Source organism: Streptomyces sp. CNT372, assembly GCF_000377145.1.
The window spans coordinates 12,920-32,957 of the sequence record NZ_KB897792.1; the positions used below are offsets into that span (position 1 = coordinate 12,920).

Consider the following 20,038-nt stretch of genomic DNA (forward strand, 5'->3'; position numbering starts at 1 on the left):
CGGAGGGACGAGAAGGTGTTGCGCCACCGGGAGGACCGGCTGGTCACAAGGCCATTCCGATGGCGTACAAAGTTACGCCGCCCGGTTGCCCCACCGTTTCGCCCCACCCCTAGACTGAACCTCCAGCAGGTGGCTCACGCTCGAAAGGCGCCCCCGTGTCCATCGGCAACTCCCCCGAAGACAACCGGCCTTCTGTCGAAGACGACCGGCCGTCGATCGGCCACGCCCTGCGGCAGGCGCGTGTCGGCGCCGGGCTGACCGTCGAAGAGATCAGCGCCTCCACCCGCGTGCGGATCCCCCTCGTGCACGGGATCGAGGACGACGACTTCTCCCGCTGCGGCGGCGACGTGTACGCCCGGGGCCACATCCGGATGCTCGCCAGGGCCGTCGGACTCGACCCCGAACCCCTCGTCGAGCGGTTCGACGCCGAGCACGGCGGCCGCCCGTCGCCGACGCCGGCCGCACCGCTGTTCGAAGCCGAACGCATCCGCCCCGAGCGCCGCCGGCCCAACTGGACCGCCGCCATGGTCGCGGCCATCGTCGTGGTGGTCGGCTTCGCCGGCTTCACCCTCGTCAGCGGCGGCGGCGACGAGGGCGGCGGCCGGGAGGTGGCCGACGGTCCCGCGCCCGAGGCCGAGCCGACCCCCAGCAAGGCGCCGGTCAAGCCCGCCGACCCCAAGCCCGACCCGTCCGACAGCGCCATCGCCGCCGTCCCCAAGGACAAGGTGACGGTCAAGCTGTCGGTCACCGACGCCGAGAGCTGGATCTCCGCCCGCTCCCACAACGGCAAGCTGCTTTTCGACGGCACCCTGACCGAGGGGCAGTCGAAGACCTTCCAGGACGACGAGCGTGTCGACCTGGTCGTCGGCAACGCGGGCGTGGTCGAGCTCTTCGTCAACGGCAAGAAGATCGACGACGATTTCCAGGTCGGTGGCGTCGAGCGCCTCTCGTACACCAAGGGCGACCCCGAGGCCGGCTGACACCGCCCGGGCGAAGGCCTTCCGAACGTCCTGGACATCCTGTTCCGTGCCCGGCCGGCACCCGCCGCGCCGGGCACGCGGCTGCCCGGGGCCCCTGGGGGCAAGGGGGCGGGTCGGGACGAAGTAGTCTTGAGTCCATGCCCGAACGCCGTACCGTCGCCCTTGTCACTCTTGGCTGTGCCCGTAACGAGGTGGACTCGGAGGAGCTGGCAGGCCGCCTGGCCGCGGACGGCTGGGACCTCGTCGAGGAAGCCGCCGACGCGGACGTGGCCGTCGTCAACACCTGCGGATTCGTCGAAGCGGCCAAGAAGGACTCCGTCGACGCCCTGCTGGAGGCGAACGACCTCAAGGACCACGGACGCACCCAGGCCGTCGTCGCCGTCGGCTGCATGGCCGAGCGCTACGGCAAGGACCTCGCCGAAGCGCTGCCCGAGGCCGACGGCGTGCTCGGCTTCGACGACTACGCCGACATCTCCGACCGCCTGCAGACCATCCTGAGCGGCGGCATCCACGCCTCCCACACCCCCCGCGACCGGCGCCTGCTGCTGCCCCTGAGCCCCGTCGAGCGGCAGGGCGCCACCGAGGTCGCGCTGCCCGGCCACGGCGACATCGCGCCCGCCCCGGCCGACCTGCCCGAGGGCCTCGCCCCGGAGTCCGGCCCGCGCGCACCGCTGCGCCGCCGCCTCGGTTCCAGCCCCGTCGCGTCCGTGAAGCTGGCCTCCGGCTGCGACCGCCGCTGCACCTTCTGCGCCATCCCGTCCTTCCGCGGCTCCTTCATCTCCCGCCGGCCCAGCGATGTGCTGGGCGAGACCCGCTGGCTGGCGGAGCAGGGCGTGAAGGAGGTCATGCTCGTCTCGGAGAACAACACCTCCTACGGCAAGGACCTCGGCGACATCCGTCTCCTGGAGACCCTGCTGCCGGAACTGGCCGCGGTCGACGGCATCGAGCGCGTCCGTGTGAGCTACCTCCAGCCCGCCGAGATGCGCCCCGGCCTGATCGACGTCCTCACCTCCACCGAGAAGGTCGTCCCCTACTTCGACCTGTCCTTCCAGCACTCCGCGCCCGGCGTGCTGCGCGCCATGCGCCGCTTCGGGGACACCGAGCGCTTCTGGGAGCTGCTGGAGACCATCCGCGGCAAGGCCCCGCAGGCCGGTGTCCGCTCCAACTTCATCGTCGGCTTCCCCGGCGAGAGCGAGGCCGACTTCGCCGAGCTGGAACGCTTCCTCGGCGCCGCGCGCCTCGACGCCATCGGCGTCTTCGGCTACAGCGACGAGGAGGGCACCGAGGCCCTCGGCTACGAGAACAAGCTCGACGCCGACGTGATCGCCGAGCGTCTGTCCCACCTCTCCCGGGTCGCCGAGGAGCTGACCGCGCAGCGTGCCGAGGAGCGGCTGGGGGAGACCCTGGAGGTCCTGGTCGAGTCCGTCGACGAGGAGGACGGCGCGATCGGCCGGGCCGCCCACCAGGCGCCCGAGACCGACGGCCAGGTGCGCTTCACCTCCCCCGAGGGCCTGGTGCCCGGCCGGATGGTGACCGCCAAGGCCGTGGCGGCCGAGGGCGTCGACCTGGTGGCCGAGTGTCTGGGCGAGGAGGCCGGCAGATGACAGGAGTGCCCGCGTCCGCGGCGGGCGGCGCAGGCCGGCCGGTGCCCGGCGGCAAGCTGGGCGCCGCGGCCGTGGACCAGGCCAGCCTGTGGAACATCGCCAACATCCTCACCATGGTCCGGCTGGTGCTCGTGCCGGCCTTCGTCGTCCTCCTCCTCCAGGACGGCGGCTACGACCCGGCGTGGCGGGCCTGGGCCTGGGCCGCCTTCGCCGTCGCGATGATCACCGACATCTTCGACGGGCACCTGGCGCGCACCTACAACCTCGTCACCGACTTCGGGAAGATCGCCGACCCGATCGCCGACAAGGCGATCATGGCGGCCGGGCTGATCTGCCTGTCCGCCCTCGGGGACCTGCCCTGGTGGGTGACGGCCGTGATCCTCTTCCGGGAACTCGGCATCACGCTGATGCGCTTCTGGGTGATCCGGCACGGTGTCATCCCGGCCAGCCGCGGCGGCAAGATGAAGACCCTCGCGCAGGGGACCGCGGTCGGCATGTACGTCCTGGCGCTGACCGGGCCGCTGGCCACGCTGCGCTTCTGGGTGATGGCCGTCGCCGTCGTGCTGACCGTGGTGACCGGTCTCGACTATGTGCGCCAGGCGATCGTGCTGCGGCGCCAGGGGCTGGCCGCGCGGGTGGCGGTCGACGCCACCGCCGAGGACCGCCGGCCGTGACCTCCGGGCACGGGGACGCGGCGGCGGAGGTGCTGGCGCTGCTCGCGGATCGCGGTCAGACCCTCGCCGCGGCGGAGTCCCTGACCGGCGGCCTCGTGGCCGCCCGGCTCACCGGCGTGCCGGGGGCGTCCCGGGTCTTCCGCGGCTCGGTGACGGCGTACGCGACCGCCCTCAAGGCCGAGCTGCTGGACGTGGACGCCGTGCTGCTGGCCGAGCGGGGAGCCGTGGACGCGGAGGTCGCCGCGCAGATGGCGGCCGGGGTGCGCGCTCGGCTCGGCGCCGACTGGGGCATCGCCACCACCGGTGTCGCGGGCCCCGAACCGCAGGACGGGCACCCCGTGGGCACCGTGCACGTTGCCGTATCGGGACCTTCCGGGGCCGCAAAAACCGCCGCACTGAGGTTGAACGGCGGTCGGGAGGAAATCCGTAAGGAGAGTGTACGGAGAGTGCTCGCCCTGCTCTCCGGCGAACTGCACGGCAATGCGCGGGCACAGGATACGGAACAGAACGGGGGGACTTGATGTTTGCAGCCCTGAGTGAACACGACATCGCTCCCCGCACGGCCGCGGCGCGAGGCGGTACGGTGGGGCGTGAAGGATGCGGCTACGCGGTCCGAGGAGGGAGCCACCGATGATTCTGCTCCGTCGCCTGCTGGGTGACGTGCTGCGTCGGCAGCGCCAGCGCCAGGGCCGTACTCTGCGCGAAGTCTCCTCGTCCGCCCGAGTCTCACTCGGCTATCTCTCCGAGGTGGAGCGGGGGCAGAAGGAGGCTTCCTCCGAGCTGCTCTCCGCCATCTGCGACGCGCTTGACGTACGGATGTCCGAGCTCATGCGGGAGGTGAGCGACGAGCTGTCCCTGGCCGAACTGGCCGCGTCCGCCGCCGCCACCGAGCCGGTGCCCGCACCGGTGCGCCCGATGCTCAACTCCGTCTCCGTGACGTCGGTGGCAGGTGTGCCGACCGAGCGTGTGACGATCAAGGCGCCTGCGGAAGCGGTCGACGTCGTCGCCGCCTGATCCGCAGCGAGCACTGCACGGCACGTTTGGACCCGGCCCCGGGTGGTACGCGAGTACCGCCCGGGGCCGTTGTCGTTTCCGGGATGATTCGCCCCGCATGAGCTATTTGAGTAGTTGTGCGATTGTGGAGTGCAGTCGGCGATCCCTGAGGAGGGACATTCATGTCTGTTGTGAAGAGCACCCTGTCCGAGACCGACCTCAAGACGGTCGGCAACGCTCTCCAGGGTGCGCTGGTGGACCTGGTGGACCTGGCCCTGGTGGCCAAGCAGGTCCACTGGAACGTGGTCGGCCCCCGGTTCCGCTCCGTGCACCTTCAGCTCGACGAGGTCGTGGCCACCGCGCGCCAGCACTCCGACACGGTCGCCGAGCGCTCGTCCGCGATCGGGGTCGCCCCCGACGGGCGGGCCGCGACGGTGGCGAAGCAGAGCGCGATCGGGACGGTGCCCGAGGGCTGGATCAAGGACACCGAGGTCGTGAAGACCATGGTGGACGCGCTCGGCGCGGTCATCGGCCGGATGCGGGAGCGCATCGAGGCCACCGACAAGCCCGACCCGATCACCCAGGACATCCTCATCGGGCTCACCGCCGACCTCGAGAAGCACGCCTGGATGTTCCAGGCCGAATCCGCCTGAGCGGACGGCGGAGAGCGGCCGGTGACGGGGCCCGCGCATGCGGGCCCCGTCCCGGTGAGGCCGGGGACGACCCCGACGCGGACGGACCCGGAGGTGCGGCATGGGGATACGCGGAGCGGCCCTGATACCCGTCGTGGTCTTCGGGGCCGTCGCGGGGGCGCTCTGGTGGTGGGCGGTCCTGCGCCTCGCCCTCGCACCCGAGGAGGCCGGGGTCCTCGAAGGGGCGATGGCCGCGAGCGGCTGGGGACTGAGCCTGCTGCCGGTGCACGCGACCGGGCCCCGCAGGGCCCGGCGGGGCGGGCCGGGGTGGTGGAGGCGGCGGTCCGGCCGGTGTGACGACGGGGGCGGGCGGGGCGGGGCACGCGGGTACGGGGCCCGCCGGGACGACGGCATACGCGGCGGCGGGGCGGGCGGCGGCCGCGCGGTCGGCGGAATGGACGGGGCCGACGGGATCAACGGGGCCGGCGACGGGGTGGGTCAGGGGGACGGTACGGGGCCGGGCTGGCAGCCCGGGCACCAGTAGACGGGGCGTTCGGTCCCGTTCTCCACGAGATTCCGCTTGCGGACGAGCGTGCCGCAGCGGGCGCACGGCCGGCCGAGGCGGCCGTAGACGTACAGCGGCATCCCCTGGCCGCGTCCGGTGGTCGTGATCCGGTCGTGGGTGGCCTTGTTGGCGTCCAGGAGCCGGTGCGCGGTGGCCGCGAGCCGGGCTGGGACGCCCTCGGGCAGTTCGCCGACCGGCAGCCAGGGGGATGCCTTGGCCAGAAAGGCCAGCTCACAGGCGTAGACATTGCCGATGCCGGCCAGATTGCGCTGGTCGAGCAGAGCCTCGCGCAGGGGGCGTGAGGGATCGGCGGCGAGGTTGGCCGCCGCGGTCGCCGGGTCCCAGTCGGGGCCGAGGAGGTCCGGGCCGAGATGGCCGACGATCCGGTCCTCCTCACCCGTTCGCAGGAGTTCGAGCACGGGGAGCCGGTATCCCACGGCGGAGTGGTCCGCGGTGCCGAGGACCGCGCGGATCTGGTGGGCGGGTCCGCCGCGCCAGCGTTCACCCGCCCGGAAGATCCGCCACGAGCCGTCCATCCGCAGATGGGAGTGGAGGGTGAGTCCGCCCTCGACGCGGGTGAGCAGATGCTTGCCGCGCGGGGTGACGTCCAGCACCTGCCGGCCCGTGAGGTCGACGGTCGCGAGCCTGGGCACGCGCAGGTCGGACACGGTCAGCACCCGCCCGGCCAGCACTTCGTGCAACTGGTGGGCGGCGAGCCAGACGGTGTCTCCTTCGGGCATGCGTCCATGATGCGGGACACGGGCGGGCTGGTGCCGGGTGCGGCTGCGAGTGCGTTGTGTGGTGTGCGGCTGCGCTCAGGCGCGCAGGCGCAGGCCGCGCGGGGTGGCGTGGAAGCCCGCCGCCTCCAGCGTCCGGCCCCAGGGCGAGGCGAGCGCGGGCTCCCCGTTGGTCCGTTCCACCGTGATGGTGCCGAGGGCGCCCTCCTTCGCGGCCGCTGCCAGGGCCTCCGCCGCCGCGAGCAGGGCGGGCGCGTCCGGCTCCGGGGCCCAGGCGAGCAGGGTCTTGCCGCCGCGCTCCATGTAGAGCGTCAGCTCGCCGTCGACGAGGACCACCAGGGAGCCCGCCTTCCGGCCCGGCTTGTGGGTGGCCCCCTCCGGAGGGTCGGGCCAGGGCAGCGCGGCCCCGTAGGCGTTGGCCGGGTCCGCGGCGGCCAGCACCAGGGCCGTCGGGCCTGAGCGGGCGTCGGCGCCCCGGTCGCGCGCGGTCGACGCCGCGCGCAGCCGGTCCACCGCGCCGTCCATCGCGAACTGCGCAGCGCCCAGGCCCTCGACGACATAGCCGCGCCGGGCCTGCCCGCTGTCCTCGAAGGCGGACAGCACCCGGTACACGGCGGAGAAGCCGCCCTCCACCCCCTCGGCCGCCACCGCTCCCCGGGTGACCACGCCGTGGCGGTCCAGCAGGGTGCGCGCCAGGGCGTGCGCCCGGTGGGTGGCGTCCGGCTCGGGCCGGGGCAGCAGGGACCAGCGCCCGGCGACGGTCGGCGGCCCGGACCGGGAGACCGGCCGCCCGTCGGAGGCCAGTCCGCCGTACCGGCCGCGGGGCACGGTGCGCCGTGCGCGGTGGGCCGTGGCACCGGCCGTGCGCCCGGAGCCGAGGAAGGCGCGCAGCGGGGCCAGGGTGTCGTTGGTGAGCCGGCCGGACCAGGCCAGGTCCCAGACGGTGTCGGCCAGTTGGGGGTCGGTGGCGTCGGGGTGGGTGGTGGCCCTGACCTGGTCGGCGATCTGACGGAAGAACAGGCCGTACCCGCCGGACAGGGCCGTGAGCACCGACTCGTGCAGGGCCGTCGTCTCCAGCGGATGGGGCGGCGGCAGGAGCAGCGGGGCCGTGTCGGCGTGGTACAGCGAGACCCAGCCGTCCTTGCCGGGCAGGGCTCCCGCGCCCGCCCACAGGACCTCGCCCGTGGTCGTCAACTCGTCGAGCAGGGTGGGGGAGTAGTGCAGGACCCGGGAGGGGAGGACCAGCTTCTCCAGGGCGGAGGCGGGCACGGCCGCTCCCTGGAGCTGCTCGACCGCCCTGGCGAGCCCGTCGATTCCGCGCAGCCGGCCCGCGCCCAGGTGCTGCCACTGCGGCAGGAAGGAGGCGAGCGCGGCCGGTGGCACCGGTTCCAGTTCATGGCGCAGGGCGGCCAGCGAACGCCTGCGCAGTCGGCGCAGCACCGTCGCGTCGCACCACTCCTGGCCGATGCCGGAGGGGTGGAACTCGCCCTGGACCACCCGGCCCGCGGCGGCGAGACGCTGGAGGCCGCCCTCGGTGACGGCCGTGCCCAGCCCGAACCGGGCCGCCGCCTGGGAGGAGGTGAACGGGCCGTGCGTGCGGGCGAACCGGGCCAGCAGATCACCGAACGGGTCCTTCACCGGCTCGGTGAACGCCTCCGGGACGCCGACCGGCAGTGCCGTGCCCAGGGCGTCCCGCAGCCGCCCGGCATCCTCCACCGCGGCCCAGTGGTCCTCGCCCGCGATGCGCACCCGGATCGCGCGGCGGGCCGCGGCCAGCTCGGCTGCCCACCCCGCCTCCGCGCCCCGCTCGGCCAGTTCGGCGCCGGTGAGCGGGCCGAGGACCCGCAGCAGGTCGGCGACCCCTTCCACGTCCTTGACGCGCCGGTCGTCGGTGAGCCACTGGAGCTCCCGCTCCAGCTCGGTCAGGACCTCCGGGTCGAGCAGCTCACGCAGCTCGGCCTGGCCCAGCAGCTCGGCCAGCAGGCCCGCGTCGAGAGAGAGGGCGGCGGCGCGGCGCTCGGCCAGCGGGGAGTCCCCCTCGTAGAGGAACTGGGCGACATAGCCGAAGAGGAGGGAGCGGGCGAAGGGGGAGGGCTCGGGTGTGGTGACCTCCACCAGACGGACCCGGCGGGCCTCGATGTCGCCCATCAGCTCGGTGAGGCCGGGGACGTCGAACACGTCCTGAAGGCATTCGCGGACGGCCTCCAGCACGATCGGGAAGGAGCCGAACTCGCTCGCCACCTGCAGGAGTTGAGCCGCACGCTGGCGCTGCTGCCACAGCGGGGTGCGCTTGCCGGGATTCCGGCGCGGCAGCAGCAGGGCGCGGGCGGCGCACTCGCGGAACCGGGAGGCGAACAGGGCGGAGCCGCCGACCTGGTCGGTGACGATCTGCCCGATCTCGCCCTGCTCGAAGACCGCGTCCGCCGCTCCGACCGGAGCCTGCTCGCCGTCCCAGGTGGTCCCGGCGGCGGACGGCTCCTGGTCGAGCAGGTCGAGGCCCATCAGGTCGGCGTCGGGGAGGCGGAGGACGATGCCGTCGTCCGCGTGCATGACCTGGGCGTCCATCCCGTACCGCTCGGTGAGCCGGGCGCCGAGGGCGAGGGCCCAGGGGGCGTGGACCTGGGCGCCGAACGGGGAGTGGATCACCACCCGCCAGTCGCCCAGCTCGTCCCGGAAACGCTCCACCAGGACCGTGCGGTCGTCGGGGACATGACCGCAAGCGCGGCGCTGCTCGTCGAGGTACGCGAGGACGTTGCCGGCCGCCCAGTCGTCCAGGCCGGCCGCCAGCAGCCGAAGCCGGCCGTCCTGCGGTGACAGGCCGCCGACCTCCCGCAGGAACGCGCCGACCGCACGGCCCAGTTCCAGCGGCCGCCCGAGCTGGTCGCCCTTCCAGAACGGCAGCCGCCCCGGGACCCCGGGGGCGGGGGAGACCAGGACCCGGTCCCGGGTGATGTCCTCGATCCGCCAGGAGGTGGTGCCCAGCGTGAACACGTCGCCCACGCGGGACTCGTAGACCATCTCCTCGTCCAGCTCACCGACCCGGCCGCCGCCCTTCTTCGGGTCCGCGCCCGCGAGGAAGACCCCGAAGAGGCCCCGGTCGGGGATGGTGCCGCCGGAGGTGACGGCGAGGCGCTGCGCCCCCGGCCGCCCGGTGACCGTCCCCGCGACCCGGTCCCACACCACCCGGGGGCGCAGCTCGGCGAAGGCGTCCGAGGGATAGCGCCCGGCGAGCATGTCGAGAACCGCGGTGAAAGCGGACTCGGGCAGCGAGGCGAAGGGCGCGGCCCGGCGCACCAGGGCCAGCAGGTCGTCCGCCTGCCAGGTGTCCATCGCGGTCATCGCGACGAGCTGCTGGGCGAGCACGTCGAGCGGGTTCGCCGGGATGCGCAGCGACTCGATGGACCCGCTGCGCATCCGCTCCGTCACCACGGCCGCCTGCACCAGATCGCCGCGGTACTTGGGGAAGACCACACCGGTGGAGACCGCGCCCACCTGGTGCCCCGCCCGGCCGACGCGCTGGAGACCGGAGGCCACCGAGGGCGGCGACTCGACCTGCACCACGAGGTCGACCGCGCCCATGTCGATCCCCAGCTCCAGGCTGGAGGTGGCCACCACCGCCGGCAGCCGCCCCGCCTTCAGGTCCTCCTCGACCAGGGCCCGCTGCTCCTTGGAGACGGACCCGTGGTGGGCGCGGGCCAGCAGCGGCGGGGCGCCCTGCGCGGCCTCGGACTGCGCCATGATCTCGGCGGGCGGCGTGCCCTCCGGGAGGGGCTCACCGGTGGCCCGCTCGTAGGCGATCTCGTTCAGCCGGTTGCACAGGCGCTCGGCGAGGCGGCGGGAGTTCGCGAAGACGATCGTGGAGCGGTGCGCCTGGACGAGGTCCGCGATGCGCTCCTCGACGTGCGGCCAGATCGACGGGCTGTCCCCGGGCTTCCCGGAGGCGTCCGAGGCGGGGGAGCCGCCCAGCTCGCCCAGATCCTCCACGGGGACGACGACGGAGAGGTCGAACTCCTTGCCGGACTCGGGCTGGACGATCTCCACCCGGCGCTGCGGGGACAGATAGCGGGCCACCTCGTCCACCGGGCGGACCGTGGCGGACAGGCCGATCCGGCGGGCCGGGCGGGGCAGCAGCTCGTCCAGCCGCTCCAGGGAGACGGCCAGATGTGCGCCGCGCTTGGTGCCCGCGACCGCGTGCACCTCGTCCAGGACGACCGTCTCCACGCCCTCCAGGGCCTCCCGGGCCGAGGAGGTGAGCATCAGGAACAGCGACTCGGGGGTGGTGATCAGGATGTCCGGCGGGCGGCTGACCAGGGCGCGGCGCTCGGCGGGCGGGGTGTCCCCGGACCGGATGCCGACCCGGACCTCGGGATCGGGCAGGCCGAGACGCACCGACTCCTGCCGGATGCCCGTCAGCGGACTGCGCAGATTGCGCTCCACATCGACCGCGAGCGCCTTGAGGGGGGAGACATAGAGCACCCGGCAGCGCTTCTTCGCCTCGGCGGGCGGAGGCGTGGAGGCGAGCCGGTCGAGGGCGGCGAGGAAGGCTGCCAGTGTCTTGCCGGAGCCGGTGGGCGCGACGACCAGCACGTCCGAACCCTCGCCGATCGCGCGCCAGGCACCCTCCTGCGCGGCGGTGGGCGCACGGAAGGCCCCCGTGAACCAGCCTCGGGTCGCGGGGGAGAAGGAGTCGAGCGCAGTCCTGGCCATGCCCTCCATCGTGACGCACACCACTGACAACGAGGGTGGGGGCGGGGCGCGGGTCGTGGCCGGCGGCCCCCGGGGGCGGCGGCCCCGGGCCCGTCCCACCCCCCGGACCGGCCGCCCGCGACCGCCGTGAGGGGCGCAGAATGGGCCTATGGAGGAGAAGGACGCGGCGACGGACCGGAAGGGCGAGTGGGCACGGCACTGGCCGTACCCGGGAGTGCCCGGCCTCGATCTGCTGCGGGCCCGCTACGTCCGCCACTCCTTCACCCGGCACACCCACGAGGGCTTCGTGCTCGGCGCCGTCCGCCAGGGCGTCGAGGACGTGGCCATGCCGGACGGCACGATCCGCGCCCGGCCCGGCACCGTCGTCATGATCAACCCCGAGGTGCCGCACTCCGCGAAGGCGGGCGTCCCCGAGGGCTGGGCGTACTCCACGCTCTACCCGTCGACCGCGCTGATCACCGCCATCGCCGAGGAGACCACCACCCTGCGGGGCACGCCCGGCTTCGCGGAGACCATCGTGGAGGACCCGGACACCGCCCGTCTGGTGCACGAGGTGCACCGGGCCGCCGAGCAGGGCAACGCGCTCGCCGCCGACAGCGTGCTGCGGATCGCGGTCGCCAGGCTGCTGCGCCGCCACGGGCGCTCGCTGCCCCCGCGTGCGCCCCGGGCCTCGGGCGCGCGGACGGCGGAGCAGGCCCGGCAGCTGCTGGAGGAGCGGATGGCCCGGCCGCCGTCCCTGGATGAGCTGGCCCGGGAGCTGGGCACCAGCCCGTTCGCCCTGCTGCGGGCCTTCAAGGCCGCCTACGGGCTGCCGCCGCACACCTGGCTCACCGACGCGCGGGTGCGGCGCGCACGGCACCTGCTCGACGCGGGGACCTCACCGGCGGACGCCGCCGTGGCGGTCGGCTTCAGTGACCAGCCGCATCTGAACCGCCATTTCGGCCGTATCGTCGGGGTGCCCCCGGGGGCATACCGGCGCGAGCGCGCAAGAACGTACAAGACCGCAGGCGGGGGCCCTTCCTAGGGTTCCCCGCGTGGCAGAACGAACAGCACCCCGCGACAGGGCAGCCGGCGAACGACCGGTCCGCGACGCACACGACCCCGCCGGCCCGGGGCGCCCCGGCCCGGGACCCGCCGACCGGCCCGACCCCGCCGTGGTGCGGGACGCGCTCGGCGTCGGTGTGGCCGTCGGCCTCTCGGGCTTCGCCTTCGGCGTCACCTCGGCCGGCGCGGGGCTCACCCTCCTCCAGACCTGCGCGCTCAGCCTGCTGGTGTTCACCGGCGCCTCGCAGTTCGCCCTCGTCGGCGCCCTCGCCGCGGGCGGCAACCCGCTCACCGCCGCGGCCGGTGCCTTCTTCCTCGGGGTGCGCAACGCCTTCTACGGTCTGCGCCTCTCGCAGTTGCTCGCGCTCCCGAAGCCGGTCCGCCCCCTCGCCGCACACTGGGTCATCGACGAGACCACGGCCGTCGCGCTCGCCCAGCCTTCCCGCCGCAGCGCCCGGCTCGGCTTCACGGTCACCGGACTGACCCTCTACGTGCTCTGGAACCTGACCACCCTGCTCGGCGCGGCGGGCGCCGAGGCCATCGGCGACACCGACGCGTGGGGGCTGGACGCGGCCGGGCCCGCGGTCTTCCTCGCGCTGCTGGCGCCGATGCTGCGGTCGGCGACGGAACGCACCGTGGCCGGGCTCGCCGTCCTCCTCGGCCTCGGGCTGCTGCCGGTCCTGCCCGCGGGGGTGCCGGTCCTGGTGGCCGCCCTGGCCGCGCCGGCGGTGCTGTGGTTCAAGGGACGCTCGCGCGGCGCCCCGCCGGAGCGTGGGACGCACCGCACGCAGAAGCAGCAGAAGCAGGGGATGCAGGAGACGAAGGAGGAGGACCGTTGAGCATCTGGATCGCCATCGCCGCGACCGTCGTCGGCTGCTACCTGGTGAAGCTCGTGGGCCTGCTCGTCCCCGCGCACACGCTGGAACGCCCGCTGGTGCAGAAGCTCGCCGCGCTGCTGCCCGTCGCCCTGCTCGCCGCCCTCACCGCGCAGCAGACCTTCGGCACCGGTCAGAGTCTCGTCCTGGACGCCCGCGCCGCCGGGGTCGCGGCCGCCGCGGTCGCCCTGGTGCTGCGGGCCCCGTTCCTGGTCGTGGTGGCCGCGGCGGTGGCCGTCACCGCCGGGGTCCGGGCGCTGGGCGGCTGACCGCGGCCGGGTCGGCGCGGCGCTTCGGCCCGGCCGCTCCGCTGGGGCGTCCCCGTCCGGTCAGGCCCCGCCGACGAACCGGCCGTGCGCCCGCAGGGTGCGCAGCGCCTCGATCGTCGCCGACGGCCGGGCCTCCAGCGCCGCGGCCGGGCTCCACTGCCGCCCGGGCGCCGGCCAGCCGCCGTCCGCCTCCTGCTGGGCCGAGAGGTGGTCCAGCGAGCGGCTCAGCTCCTCGTCCGTGAACCAGCGGCGGGCCAGCGAGCCCGGCGCGGGCACGTACTGGTGCGGATAGTGGTGCCGGTCCGGCGGGAGGTGCACGGTGTCCGCGTCCCGGGGGTCCAGCAGGACGAGGCCCTGCTCGCGCACCATGCGGCCGAGGCGGTCCGCGGCGGCCTCCGCGCGGGCCCGGTCCGGCACGCCGTCCAGGAACGCGACCGCCGCCCGGACCTCGTGCGGACCGGGTTCGCGCAGCGCGTCGACGGCCGCCCAGCAGAAGTCGGTCGCACGGAACAGCCAGGCGTGCCAGACCTGGTTGCGGTGCAGCAGCCCGACCACCGGTCCGGTGGTGCGGAGATCACTCGGCGGATCGTCGACGACGGGGAGGTACGGCGCGGCCGGAAATCCCCGTTGGGAGGGGTGCACGGCGGGCAGCGCCCCGTCCCGCGTGGACACACCGGTCAGATAGCGGCACAGGCGTTCGACGCGCAGGCCGCCGCAGCGCCCGACGGAGTCCAGGACCCGCAGGGCGTGTGCCGTGTGGAGGGGCTGGCTGACCGGGCCGCGGAGGTCGGGTTCGAGGCCGTGGCCGTAGCCCCCGTCCTCGTTGAGATACGCGGCGAGCGCCGTCTCGACGGCCTCGGAGCCACCGCCGAGGAAGTGGTGGGCGAACCGCCGCTGTTCGAGGACGCGGGCGGTCAGCCAGATGAAGCGCGCTGCGCGGGCGAGTGAGGACGCGATCGGCGTCTCGGTGGTTGCTCCGGTTCCAGCCATGGTCCGACGGTAGGGCGGAAAGGGCTTTCGGCAAGGCCGGCGGACAGGGCTGCACTCTCAGGAGCGCGATACTGGCGTCATGCGGTTGACGACTTTCTGGGAGCGGATGGCCGAGCACTTCGGCGCGTCCTACGCGGACTCCTTCGCGCGCGATCATGTGATGACCGAGCTGGGCGGTCGCACCGTCCACGAGGCGCTGGACGCGGGGTGGGAGGCCAAGGACGTCTGGCGCGCGGTCTGCGCCGCCGTGGAGGTCCCGGCGGAGAAGCGCTGAGCCCGCGGGGCGGTTGAACGGCCGGGCCAGTCCGTGCCGGGCGGACCCGCTGTCCCGCGCGGCGGACGGGCGGTTCCCGGGCCGTGCGCACGGAACGCCCGTGCGTACGCGACACTTGGCCGGTGGACCGGACCGACAGCACGCGCCAGGACGACGACGCCGGCAGGGCGGCCCCTGCCCCCACCGGTACCGCCGACGACGCCGGGGCCGGCGATGCCACGGCCGCCGGCTCCGCCGGGTCGGCGCCGCCCGCCGGGCCGCCCCCGGACGCCGCGGGCAACGGCGGCGCGGGCAACTCCGGCGCGGGCCGGATGCCGCGCTGGCTGCCCCGGGCGATGGTGCTCGCCCTCGCCCTCTACGCCTGCTTCCAGCTGGGCAGTTGGGCCTTCCATCAGCTCATCGGACTACTGGTCAATGTGCTGATCGCCTTCTTCGTGGCACTGGCCGTGGAGCCGGCCGTCGGACGCATGGCGGCCCGCGGTATGCGCCGGGGTCTCGCCACCTTCCTCGTCTTCATCGCCGTCCTCGTCACGGGCGTGGGCTTCGTCGTCCTGCTGGGCTCGATGCTGGCCGGTCAGATCATCGACATCGTCGAGGACCTCCCCGACTACCTGGACTCCGTGATCAGTTGGGTGAACACCACCTTCCACACGGAACTCTCCCGGGTGGAGGTCCAGGACAGCCTGCTGCGCTCGGACTGGCTGCGGCGGTATGTGCAGAACAGCGCGTCCGGGGTGCTGGACGTCTCCGCGCAGGTGCTGGGCGGACTGTTCCAGCTGCTGACGATCTTCCTCTTCTCCTTCTACTTCGCGGCCGACGGCCCAAGGCTGCGCCGGGCCCTGTGCTCGGTGCTGCCCCCGGCCAAGCAGACCGAGGTGCTGCGCGCCTGGGAGATCGCGGTCGACAAGACCGGCGGCTACCTCTACTCGCGCGGTCTGATGGCGCTGATCTCCGGTGGCGCCCACTTCGTCCTCTTCGAGTTCCTCGGGGTCCCCTACGCCCCCGCCCTCGCGGTCTGGGTGGGCCTGGTCTCGCAGTTCATCCCGACCATCGGCACCTATCTCGCCGGTGCGCTGCCCTTGCTGATCGCCTTCGCGGAGAACCCCTGGTACGCGCTGTGGGTCCTCGGATTCGTCGTGGTCTACCAGCAGTTCGAGAACTATGTGCTCCAGCCGAAGCTCACCGCCAGGACGGTCCACATCCACCCGGCGGTGGCCTTCGGATCGGTGGTGGCCGGCACGGCGCTGCTCGGCGTGGTCGGCGCGCTGATCGCGATTCCGGCGGTGGCCACGCTGCAGGCGTTCCTCGGCGCGTATGTGAAGCGGTACGACGTGACGGACGATCCCCGGGTGCACGGACACCGCCGGCACGGCCGCCGGGCGATGGCCCGGGTCCGGCGCGCCCTGGAGGCCCGCCGGGACGGCACCCACGCGGCCTCGCCCGCCGACGCGGACCGGGGGCGCGGCGACGGCGCCGCCGGAACGGGCGGCTTCGGAGCGGGCGGCTTCGGAACGGGCGGCTTCGGAACGGGCGGCTCTGGGGCGGGCGGCGCCGGGGCGGGCGACGCGGGGGCGGACGGCTCCTCGGCGGCCGACGGCGACGGCGACGGGGGAGCGGGCGGACCACGCGGACCGCGCGGCGACTGAGCGGGCGGCGGCCCGGCCCCGACACCGGCGGAAACGGTCCGCCGCGTGGGCGGGGGAGGTCAGCCGGCGGTGTGGTGGGCGAGGAGGTGGTGGGGGTCCGGCCGCCCCGTCTCAGGAGCCGCGTCGGTGTGGATGTGCGCCGCGGACAGCTTCGGCAGGGCGTGCAGCAGCGCGTGCTCCACTTCGACGGCGACATGGTGGCCCTCGGCGACGCTGATCCGGCCGTCGACGACGATGCCCACCTCGGCGCGCAGCCGGTGCCCGATCCACCGCAGCCGCAGCTCGCCCACGCCCCGCACGCCGGGGACCGCGAGCACGGCGGCGTGCGCGGTGTCGACGAGTTCGGGGTCGACGGCGTCCAGCACCCTGCGGAACACCTCCCGGGCCGCGTCCCGCAGGACCAGCAGGATCGCGGCGGTGATCAGCAGGCCCACGACCGGGTCCGCGAGCGGCAGGCCCAGGGCCGCGCCGCCGGCGCTCAGCAGTACGGCGAGGGAGGTGAAGCCGTCGGTACGGGCGTGCAGTCCGTCGGCCACCAGCGCGGCCGAGCCGATCTCCCGTCCGACGCGCATCCGGTAGCGGGCGACCCACTCGTTGCCGGCGAAGCCGATGACGGCCGCGGCGGCCACCACCCCCGCGTGCTGCATCGGCCGGGGATCGAGCAGGCGGTCGACGGCCGTCCACCCGGCGAAGAGCGCGGAGGCGGCGATGGTGGCCACGACCACGAGCCCCGCCAGGTCCTCCGCCCGCCCGTAGCCGTAGGTGAAGCGGCGGGTGGCGGCGCGCCGGCCGAGGACGAAGGCGATGCCCAGCGGCACGGCGGTGAGCGCGTCCGAGGCGTTGTGCACGGTGTCCCCGAGCAGGGCGACCGACCCGGAGAGGACGACGACCACCGCCTGCACCAGGGCGGTACACCCGAGCACGACCAGGGACACCCACAGCGCCCGCATCCCCCTGGCCGAGGACTCCATCGCCCGGTCGACCTTCTCCGAGGCGTCGTGCGCGTGCGGGGTGAGCAGATGCCCGAGCCGGTGGCGGACGCGGGACAGCGGCCCGCCGTGGCGGTGTCCGCGGCCGTCATGGGGGCCGTGCCCGTGGGCGTGATGCCCGGGGTGGCCGTGCCCGTGGTCGTGCCCGTCACCGTGCTCGTGGGCGTGGGCGGGGCGGTCGGGGGCCATCGGTCCTCCTCACGGGAGCGGTCGGCGTGCGGGGCGGACCCTGCCCCGCACCTCATGGACACTTCCCCACGACGGCGCACATCATGTGCGTATGAGCGCACGCACGCACCTGTCATCTGCGCACGATGCGCACCCGCGCGATCCCGGCGAGGAGCAGTTCGCGCTCGCCGCCGAACTCCTCGCCCTCCTCGGCGACCGGACCCGGCTCCGTCTGCTGCACGCTCTGGCCCGCTCGGAGGCGGACGTGACGACCCTGACCGAGCTGTGCGGCGCCCGGCGCCCCGCCGTCAGCCAGCACCTCGCGCGGCTGCGCCTGAGCGGTCTGGTCGCCACCCGCAAGGAGGGCCGCCGCGTCGTCTACTCCCTGGCGGACGGCCATCTGCGCCGGGTCGTGACGGAGGCCCTGAGCCTCGCGGACCACCGGATGACCGACCGTCCGCCGCACGACTGACCACCCTTCGGGACGCCCCCCGGGACGCCCCTCGGGCCGCGCGTCCGCTCGTCCGCCGCGCCCCGCGTGGTGCGCTTGACACGAAAATCGAACATCCATTCTCATGGAATTCCGGTCCGGGGAAGCGCGGCGGAAGTCATGGGTTTTCCACAGGCCGGAGGACGTCGGGGCCCATTGTCAGTGGCAGGGGTTAGCGTCTTTGACGTGAAGCGATCGACTCAAGCAAATCGGGTGGAACCCATGGCAGGAACCGACCGCGAGAAGGCGCTCGACGCCGCCCTCGCGCAGATTGAACGGCAGTTCGGCAAGGGCGCCGTGATGCGTCTCGGCGAGCGGCCGAACGAGCCCATCGAGATCATCCCCACCGGGTCGACCGCTCTGGACGTCGCCCTCGGCGTCGGCGGCCTGCCGCGCGGCCGTGTGGTGGAGATCTACGGCCCCGAGTCCTCCGGCAAGACGACTCTGACCCTGCACGCGGTGGCCAACGCCCAGCGCGCCGGCGGCCAGGTGGCCTTCGTGGACGCCGAGCACGCCCTCGACCCCGAGTACGCGAAGAAGCTCGGCGTCGACATCGACAACCTGATCCTGTCCCAGCCGGACAACGGCGAGCAGGCCCTCGAGATCGTGGACATGCTCGTGCGCTCGGGGGCGCTCGACCTCATCGTCATCGACTCCGTGGCGGCCCTGGTGCCGCGTGCGGAGATCGAGGGCGAGATGGGCGACTCCCATGTCGGTCTCCAGGCCCGGCTGATGAGCCAGGCGCTGCGGAAGATCACCAGCGCGCTCAACCAGTCCAAGACCACGGCGATCTTCATCAACCAGCTCCGCGAGAAGATCGGTGTGATGTTCGGCTCGCCGGAGACCACGACCGGTGGCCGCGCCCTCAAGTTCTACGCCTCGGTGCGCATCGACATCCGCCGTATCGAGACCCTGAAGGACGGCACGGAGGCGGTCGGCAACCGCACCCGCTGCAAGGTCGTCAAGAACAAGGTCGCCCCGCCGTTCAAGCAGGCGGAGTTCGACATCCTCTACGGCCAGGGCATCAGCCGCGAGGGCGGCCTGATCGACATGGGTGTGGAGCACGGCTTCGTCCGCAAGGCCGGCGCCTGGTACACGTACGAGGGCGACCAGCTCGGCCAGGGCAAGGAGAACGCGCGCAACTTCCTCAAGGACAACCCGGACCTGGCCAACGAGATCGAGAAGAAGATCAAGGAGAAGCTGGGCGTCGGTGTCCGCCCGGAGGCGCCGACCGCCGAGCCCGGCGCGGACGCGGCCGCCGCCCCGGCCGCCGCCGAGGAAGCCGCCAAGTCCGTGCCCGCCCCGGCGTCCAAGGCGAAGTCCGCCAAGACGGCGGCGGCCAAGAGCTGATCCATGGCCCGGCGAACCGAATGGCCGGGCGACGGCGCCGACTCGTCGAGGGCCGAACAGGCGCCGTCGCCGCAGGACCCGGCTGAGCGGGCGCGGGCGATCTGCCTGCGCCTGCTCACCGGGACGCCCCGCACCCGCAAGCAGCTCGCGGACGCCCTGCACAAACGGGAGATCCCCCCGGAGATCGCCGAGGAGGTCCTCTCCCGCTTCGAGGACGTCGGCCTCATCGACGACGCCGCGTTCGCCGGCGCCTGGGTGGAGTCCCGCCACCACGGACGCGGCCTGGCCCGCCGGGCACTCGCCCGGGAGCTGCGCACCAAGGGTGTCGACGGCGACCTGATCGACGAGGCGGTGGGCAGGCTCGACGCGGAACAGGAAGAGGAGACGGCCCGGGAGCTGGTGGCCCGCAAGCTGCGCGGCACCCGGGGCCTGGACCGCGACCGCCGCATCCGGAGGCTGGCCGGCATGCTCGCCCGCAAGGGATACCCGGAGGGCATGTCCCTGCGGGTGGTCCGCCAGGCCCTGGAAGCGGAGGGGGAGGACGTGGACGGCCTGGAGGGCACCGGCTACTGAGGGGGCTCACTGAGAAGTGAGGTCGCGATGGACTTCCGGGAGGGCCGGGGCACCGGCCTCCGGTGTCCAGGGTGTGACCGGCAGGCCCGCCGCGCGCCACGCCTGGAAGCCGCCCACCAGGTCCGTCGCACCGCTCAGGCCGAGCTGCCGGAGGGAGACGGCGGCCAGCGAGGAGGCGTAGCCCTCGTTGCAGACGACCACGACCCGCAGGTCGTGGCCCGTCGCCTCGGGGAGGCGGTGGCTGCCGCGCGGGTCGAGACGCCACTCCAGCTCATTGCGCTCCACGACCACGGCGCCCGGGACCAGACCGTCGCGTTCGCGCAGTGCCTGGTAGCGGATGTCCACCAGCAGGGCGCCCGCGCTCGCCGCGTCACGGGCCTGTTGCGGGGAGAGACGGTCGAGTCCCGCGCGGACCCGGTCCAGGAGTTCGTCGATGCCGGTGGGGCCCGTGCCCCCGGTGCCGTTCGTCGATGCCGGT

20 protein-coding genes are annotated in these 20,038 nt (G+C 74.0%); 15 read left to right on the forward strand and 5 right to left on the reverse strand.

Annotated features, from left to right (window positions below):
- Positions 1–155: 155 nt before the first annotated feature.
- The 7 genes from C593_RS0126385 to C593_RS30560 all read left to right on the forward strand — a co-directional run bounded on the left by C593_RS0126385 (position 156) and on the right by C593_RS30560 (position 5,427).
- Complete coding sequence (locus C593_RS0126385) at positions 156–980, forward strand: helix-turn-helix domain-containing protein (protein ID WP_018850330.1); 825 nt, start codon at positions 156–158, stop codon at positions 978–980.
- 137 nt (positions 981–1,117) lie between these two features.
- Entirely contained in the window at positions 1,118–2,584 is a 1,467-nt protein-coding gene (gene rimO, locus C593_RS0126390; RefSeq protein ID WP_051093808.1) for a 30S ribosomal protein S12 methylthiotransferase RimO, read from the forward strand.
- Positions 2,581–3,258 (forward strand): CDP-diacylglycerol--glycerol-3-phosphate 3-phosphatidyltransferase, encoded by a 678-nt coding sequence (gene pgsA, locus C593_RS0126395; protein ID WP_026278096.1) that lies wholly within the window; start codon positions 2,581–2,583, stop codon positions 3,256–3,258. The genes rimO and pgsA overlap by 4 nt, the downstream gene beginning before the upstream one ends.
- The gene (locus tag C593_RS0126400; RefSeq protein WP_018850333.1) at positions 3,255–3,779 is read left to right on the forward strand and encodes a nicotinamide-nucleotide amidohydrolase family protein; all 525 of its coding nucleotides are present in this window, start codon (positions 3,255–3,257) and stop codon (positions 3,777–3,779) included. The genes pgsA and C593_RS0126400 overlap by 4 nt, the downstream gene beginning before the upstream one ends.
- Positions 3,780–3,888: 109 nt before the next feature.
- Positions 3,889–4,272, forward strand: a complete 384-nt coding sequence (locus tag C593_RS0126405) for a helix-turn-helix domain-containing protein (protein ID WP_018850334.1) — start codon at positions 3,889–3,891, stop codon at positions 4,270–4,272.
- 161 nt (positions 4,273–4,433) lie between these two features.
- A complete protein-coding gene (locus C593_RS0126410; RefSeq protein ID WP_026278098.1) occupies positions 4,434–4,904 on the forward strand; it encodes a Dps family protein in 471 nt (156 codons plus the stop codon).
- Between the two features lie 100 nt (positions 4,905–5,004).
- Entirely contained in the window at positions 5,005–5,427 is a 423-nt protein-coding gene (locus C593_RS30560) for a hypothetical protein (protein ID WP_018850336.1), read from the forward strand.
- Here the strand turns inward: C593_RS30560 and C593_RS0126420 are convergent.
- Both C593_RS0126420 and C593_RS0126425 read right to left on the reverse strand, forming a co-directional pair.
- The gene (locus C593_RS0126420) at positions 5,382–6,188 is read right to left on the reverse strand and encodes a DNA-formamidopyrimidine glycosylase family protein (RefSeq protein ID WP_018850337.1); all 807 of its coding nucleotides are present in this window, start codon (positions 6,186–6,188) and stop codon (positions 5,382–5,384) included. The genes C593_RS30560 and C593_RS0126420 overlap by 46 nt on opposite strands.
- 75 nt (positions 6,189–6,263) lie before the next feature.
- Entirely contained in the window at positions 6,264–10,892 is a 4,629-nt protein-coding gene (locus C593_RS0126425; RefSeq protein WP_026278099.1) for an ATP-dependent helicase, read from the reverse strand.
- A gap of 148 nt (positions 10,893–11,040) precedes the next feature.
- Here C593_RS0126425 and C593_RS0126430 point away from each other — a divergent pair, with 148 nt between their 5' ends.
- Genes C593_RS0126430 through C593_RS0126440 form a run of 3 tightly spaced genes read left to right on the forward strand, consistent with a single transcriptional unit; the run spans position 11,041 to position 13,080 of the window.
- A complete protein-coding gene (locus C593_RS0126430) occupies positions 11,041–11,916 on the forward strand; it encodes an AraC family transcriptional regulator (protein ID WP_018850339.1) in 876 nt (291 codons plus the stop codon).
- Between the two features lie 10 nt (positions 11,917–11,926).
- On the forward strand, positions 11,927–12,775 hold the full coding sequence (locus C593_RS30565; protein WP_486591191.1) for an AzlC family ABC transporter permease: 849 nt from the start codon (positions 11,927–11,929) through the stop codon (positions 12,773–12,775).
- A complete protein-coding gene (locus C593_RS0126440; RefSeq protein ID WP_018850341.1) occupies positions 12,772–13,080 on the forward strand; it encodes an AzlD domain-containing protein in 309 nt (102 codons plus the stop codon). Before C593_RS30565 ends, C593_RS0126440 begins: the two co-directional genes overlap by 4 nt.
- 60 nt (positions 13,081–13,140) lie before the next feature.
- Here the strand turns inward: C593_RS0126440 and C593_RS0126445 are convergent, their stop codons facing one another.
- The gene (locus tag C593_RS0126445) at positions 13,141–14,070 is read right to left on the reverse strand and encodes a hypothetical protein (RefSeq protein ID WP_018850342.1); all 930 of its coding nucleotides are present in this window, start codon (positions 14,068–14,070) and stop codon (positions 13,141–13,143) included.
- 79 nt (positions 14,071–14,149) lie between these two features.
- Between C593_RS0126445 and C593_RS0126450 the strand changes: the two genes are divergently transcribed.
- Positions 14,150–14,344, forward strand: a complete 195-nt coding sequence (locus C593_RS0126450; protein WP_018850343.1) for a DUF3046 domain-containing protein — start codon at positions 14,150–14,152, stop codon at positions 14,342–14,344.
- Between the two features lie 311 nt (positions 14,345–14,655).
- On the forward strand, positions 14,656–15,990 hold the full coding sequence (locus C593_RS0126455; RefSeq protein WP_106434768.1) for an AI-2E family transporter: 1,335 nt from the start codon (positions 14,656–14,658) through the stop codon (positions 15,988–15,990).
- A 59-nt stretch (positions 15,991–16,049) separates the two neighbouring features.
- Here C593_RS0126455 and C593_RS0126460 read toward each other — a convergent pair whose 3' ends face one another.
- On the reverse strand, positions 16,050–17,168 hold the full coding sequence (locus tag C593_RS0126460; RefSeq protein ID WP_018850345.1) for a cation diffusion facilitator family transporter: 1,119 nt from the start codon (positions 17,166–17,168) through the stop codon (positions 16,050–16,052).
- A 91-nt stretch (positions 17,169–17,259) separates the two neighbouring features.
- On the opposite strand from C593_RS0126460, the gene C593_RS0126465 reads away from it, so the two are divergent.
- From C593_RS0126465 to recX, 3 genes are all read left to right on the forward strand, one after another.
- The gene (locus C593_RS0126465; RefSeq protein WP_018850346.1) at positions 17,260–17,619 is read left to right on the forward strand and encodes a metalloregulator ArsR/SmtB family transcription factor; all 360 of its coding nucleotides are present in this window, start codon (positions 17,260–17,262) and stop codon (positions 17,617–17,619) included.
- 240 nt (positions 17,620–17,859) lie between these two features.
- Positions 17,860–18,987: a recombinase RecA gene (gene recA, locus C593_RS0126470; protein ID WP_018850347.1), complete on the forward strand. Its 1,128-nt coding sequence runs from the start codon at positions 17,860–17,862 to the stop codon at positions 18,985–18,987.
- Positions 18,988–18,990: 3 nt separating this feature from the next.
- On the forward strand, positions 18,991–19,560 hold the full coding sequence (gene recX / locus C593_RS0126475; protein WP_018850348.1) for a recombination regulator RecX: 570 nt from the start codon (positions 18,991–18,993) through the stop codon (positions 19,558–19,560).
- A gap of 6 nt (positions 19,561–19,566) precedes the next feature.
- On the opposite strand, the gene C593_RS30570 is transcribed toward recX, so the two are convergent.
- Positions 19,567–19,995: a rhodanese-like domain-containing protein gene (locus tag C593_RS30570; RefSeq protein WP_051093809.1), complete on the reverse strand. Its 429-nt coding sequence runs from the start codon at positions 19,993–19,995 to the stop codon at positions 19,567–19,569.
- Positions 19,996–20,038 lie beyond the last annotated feature (43 nt).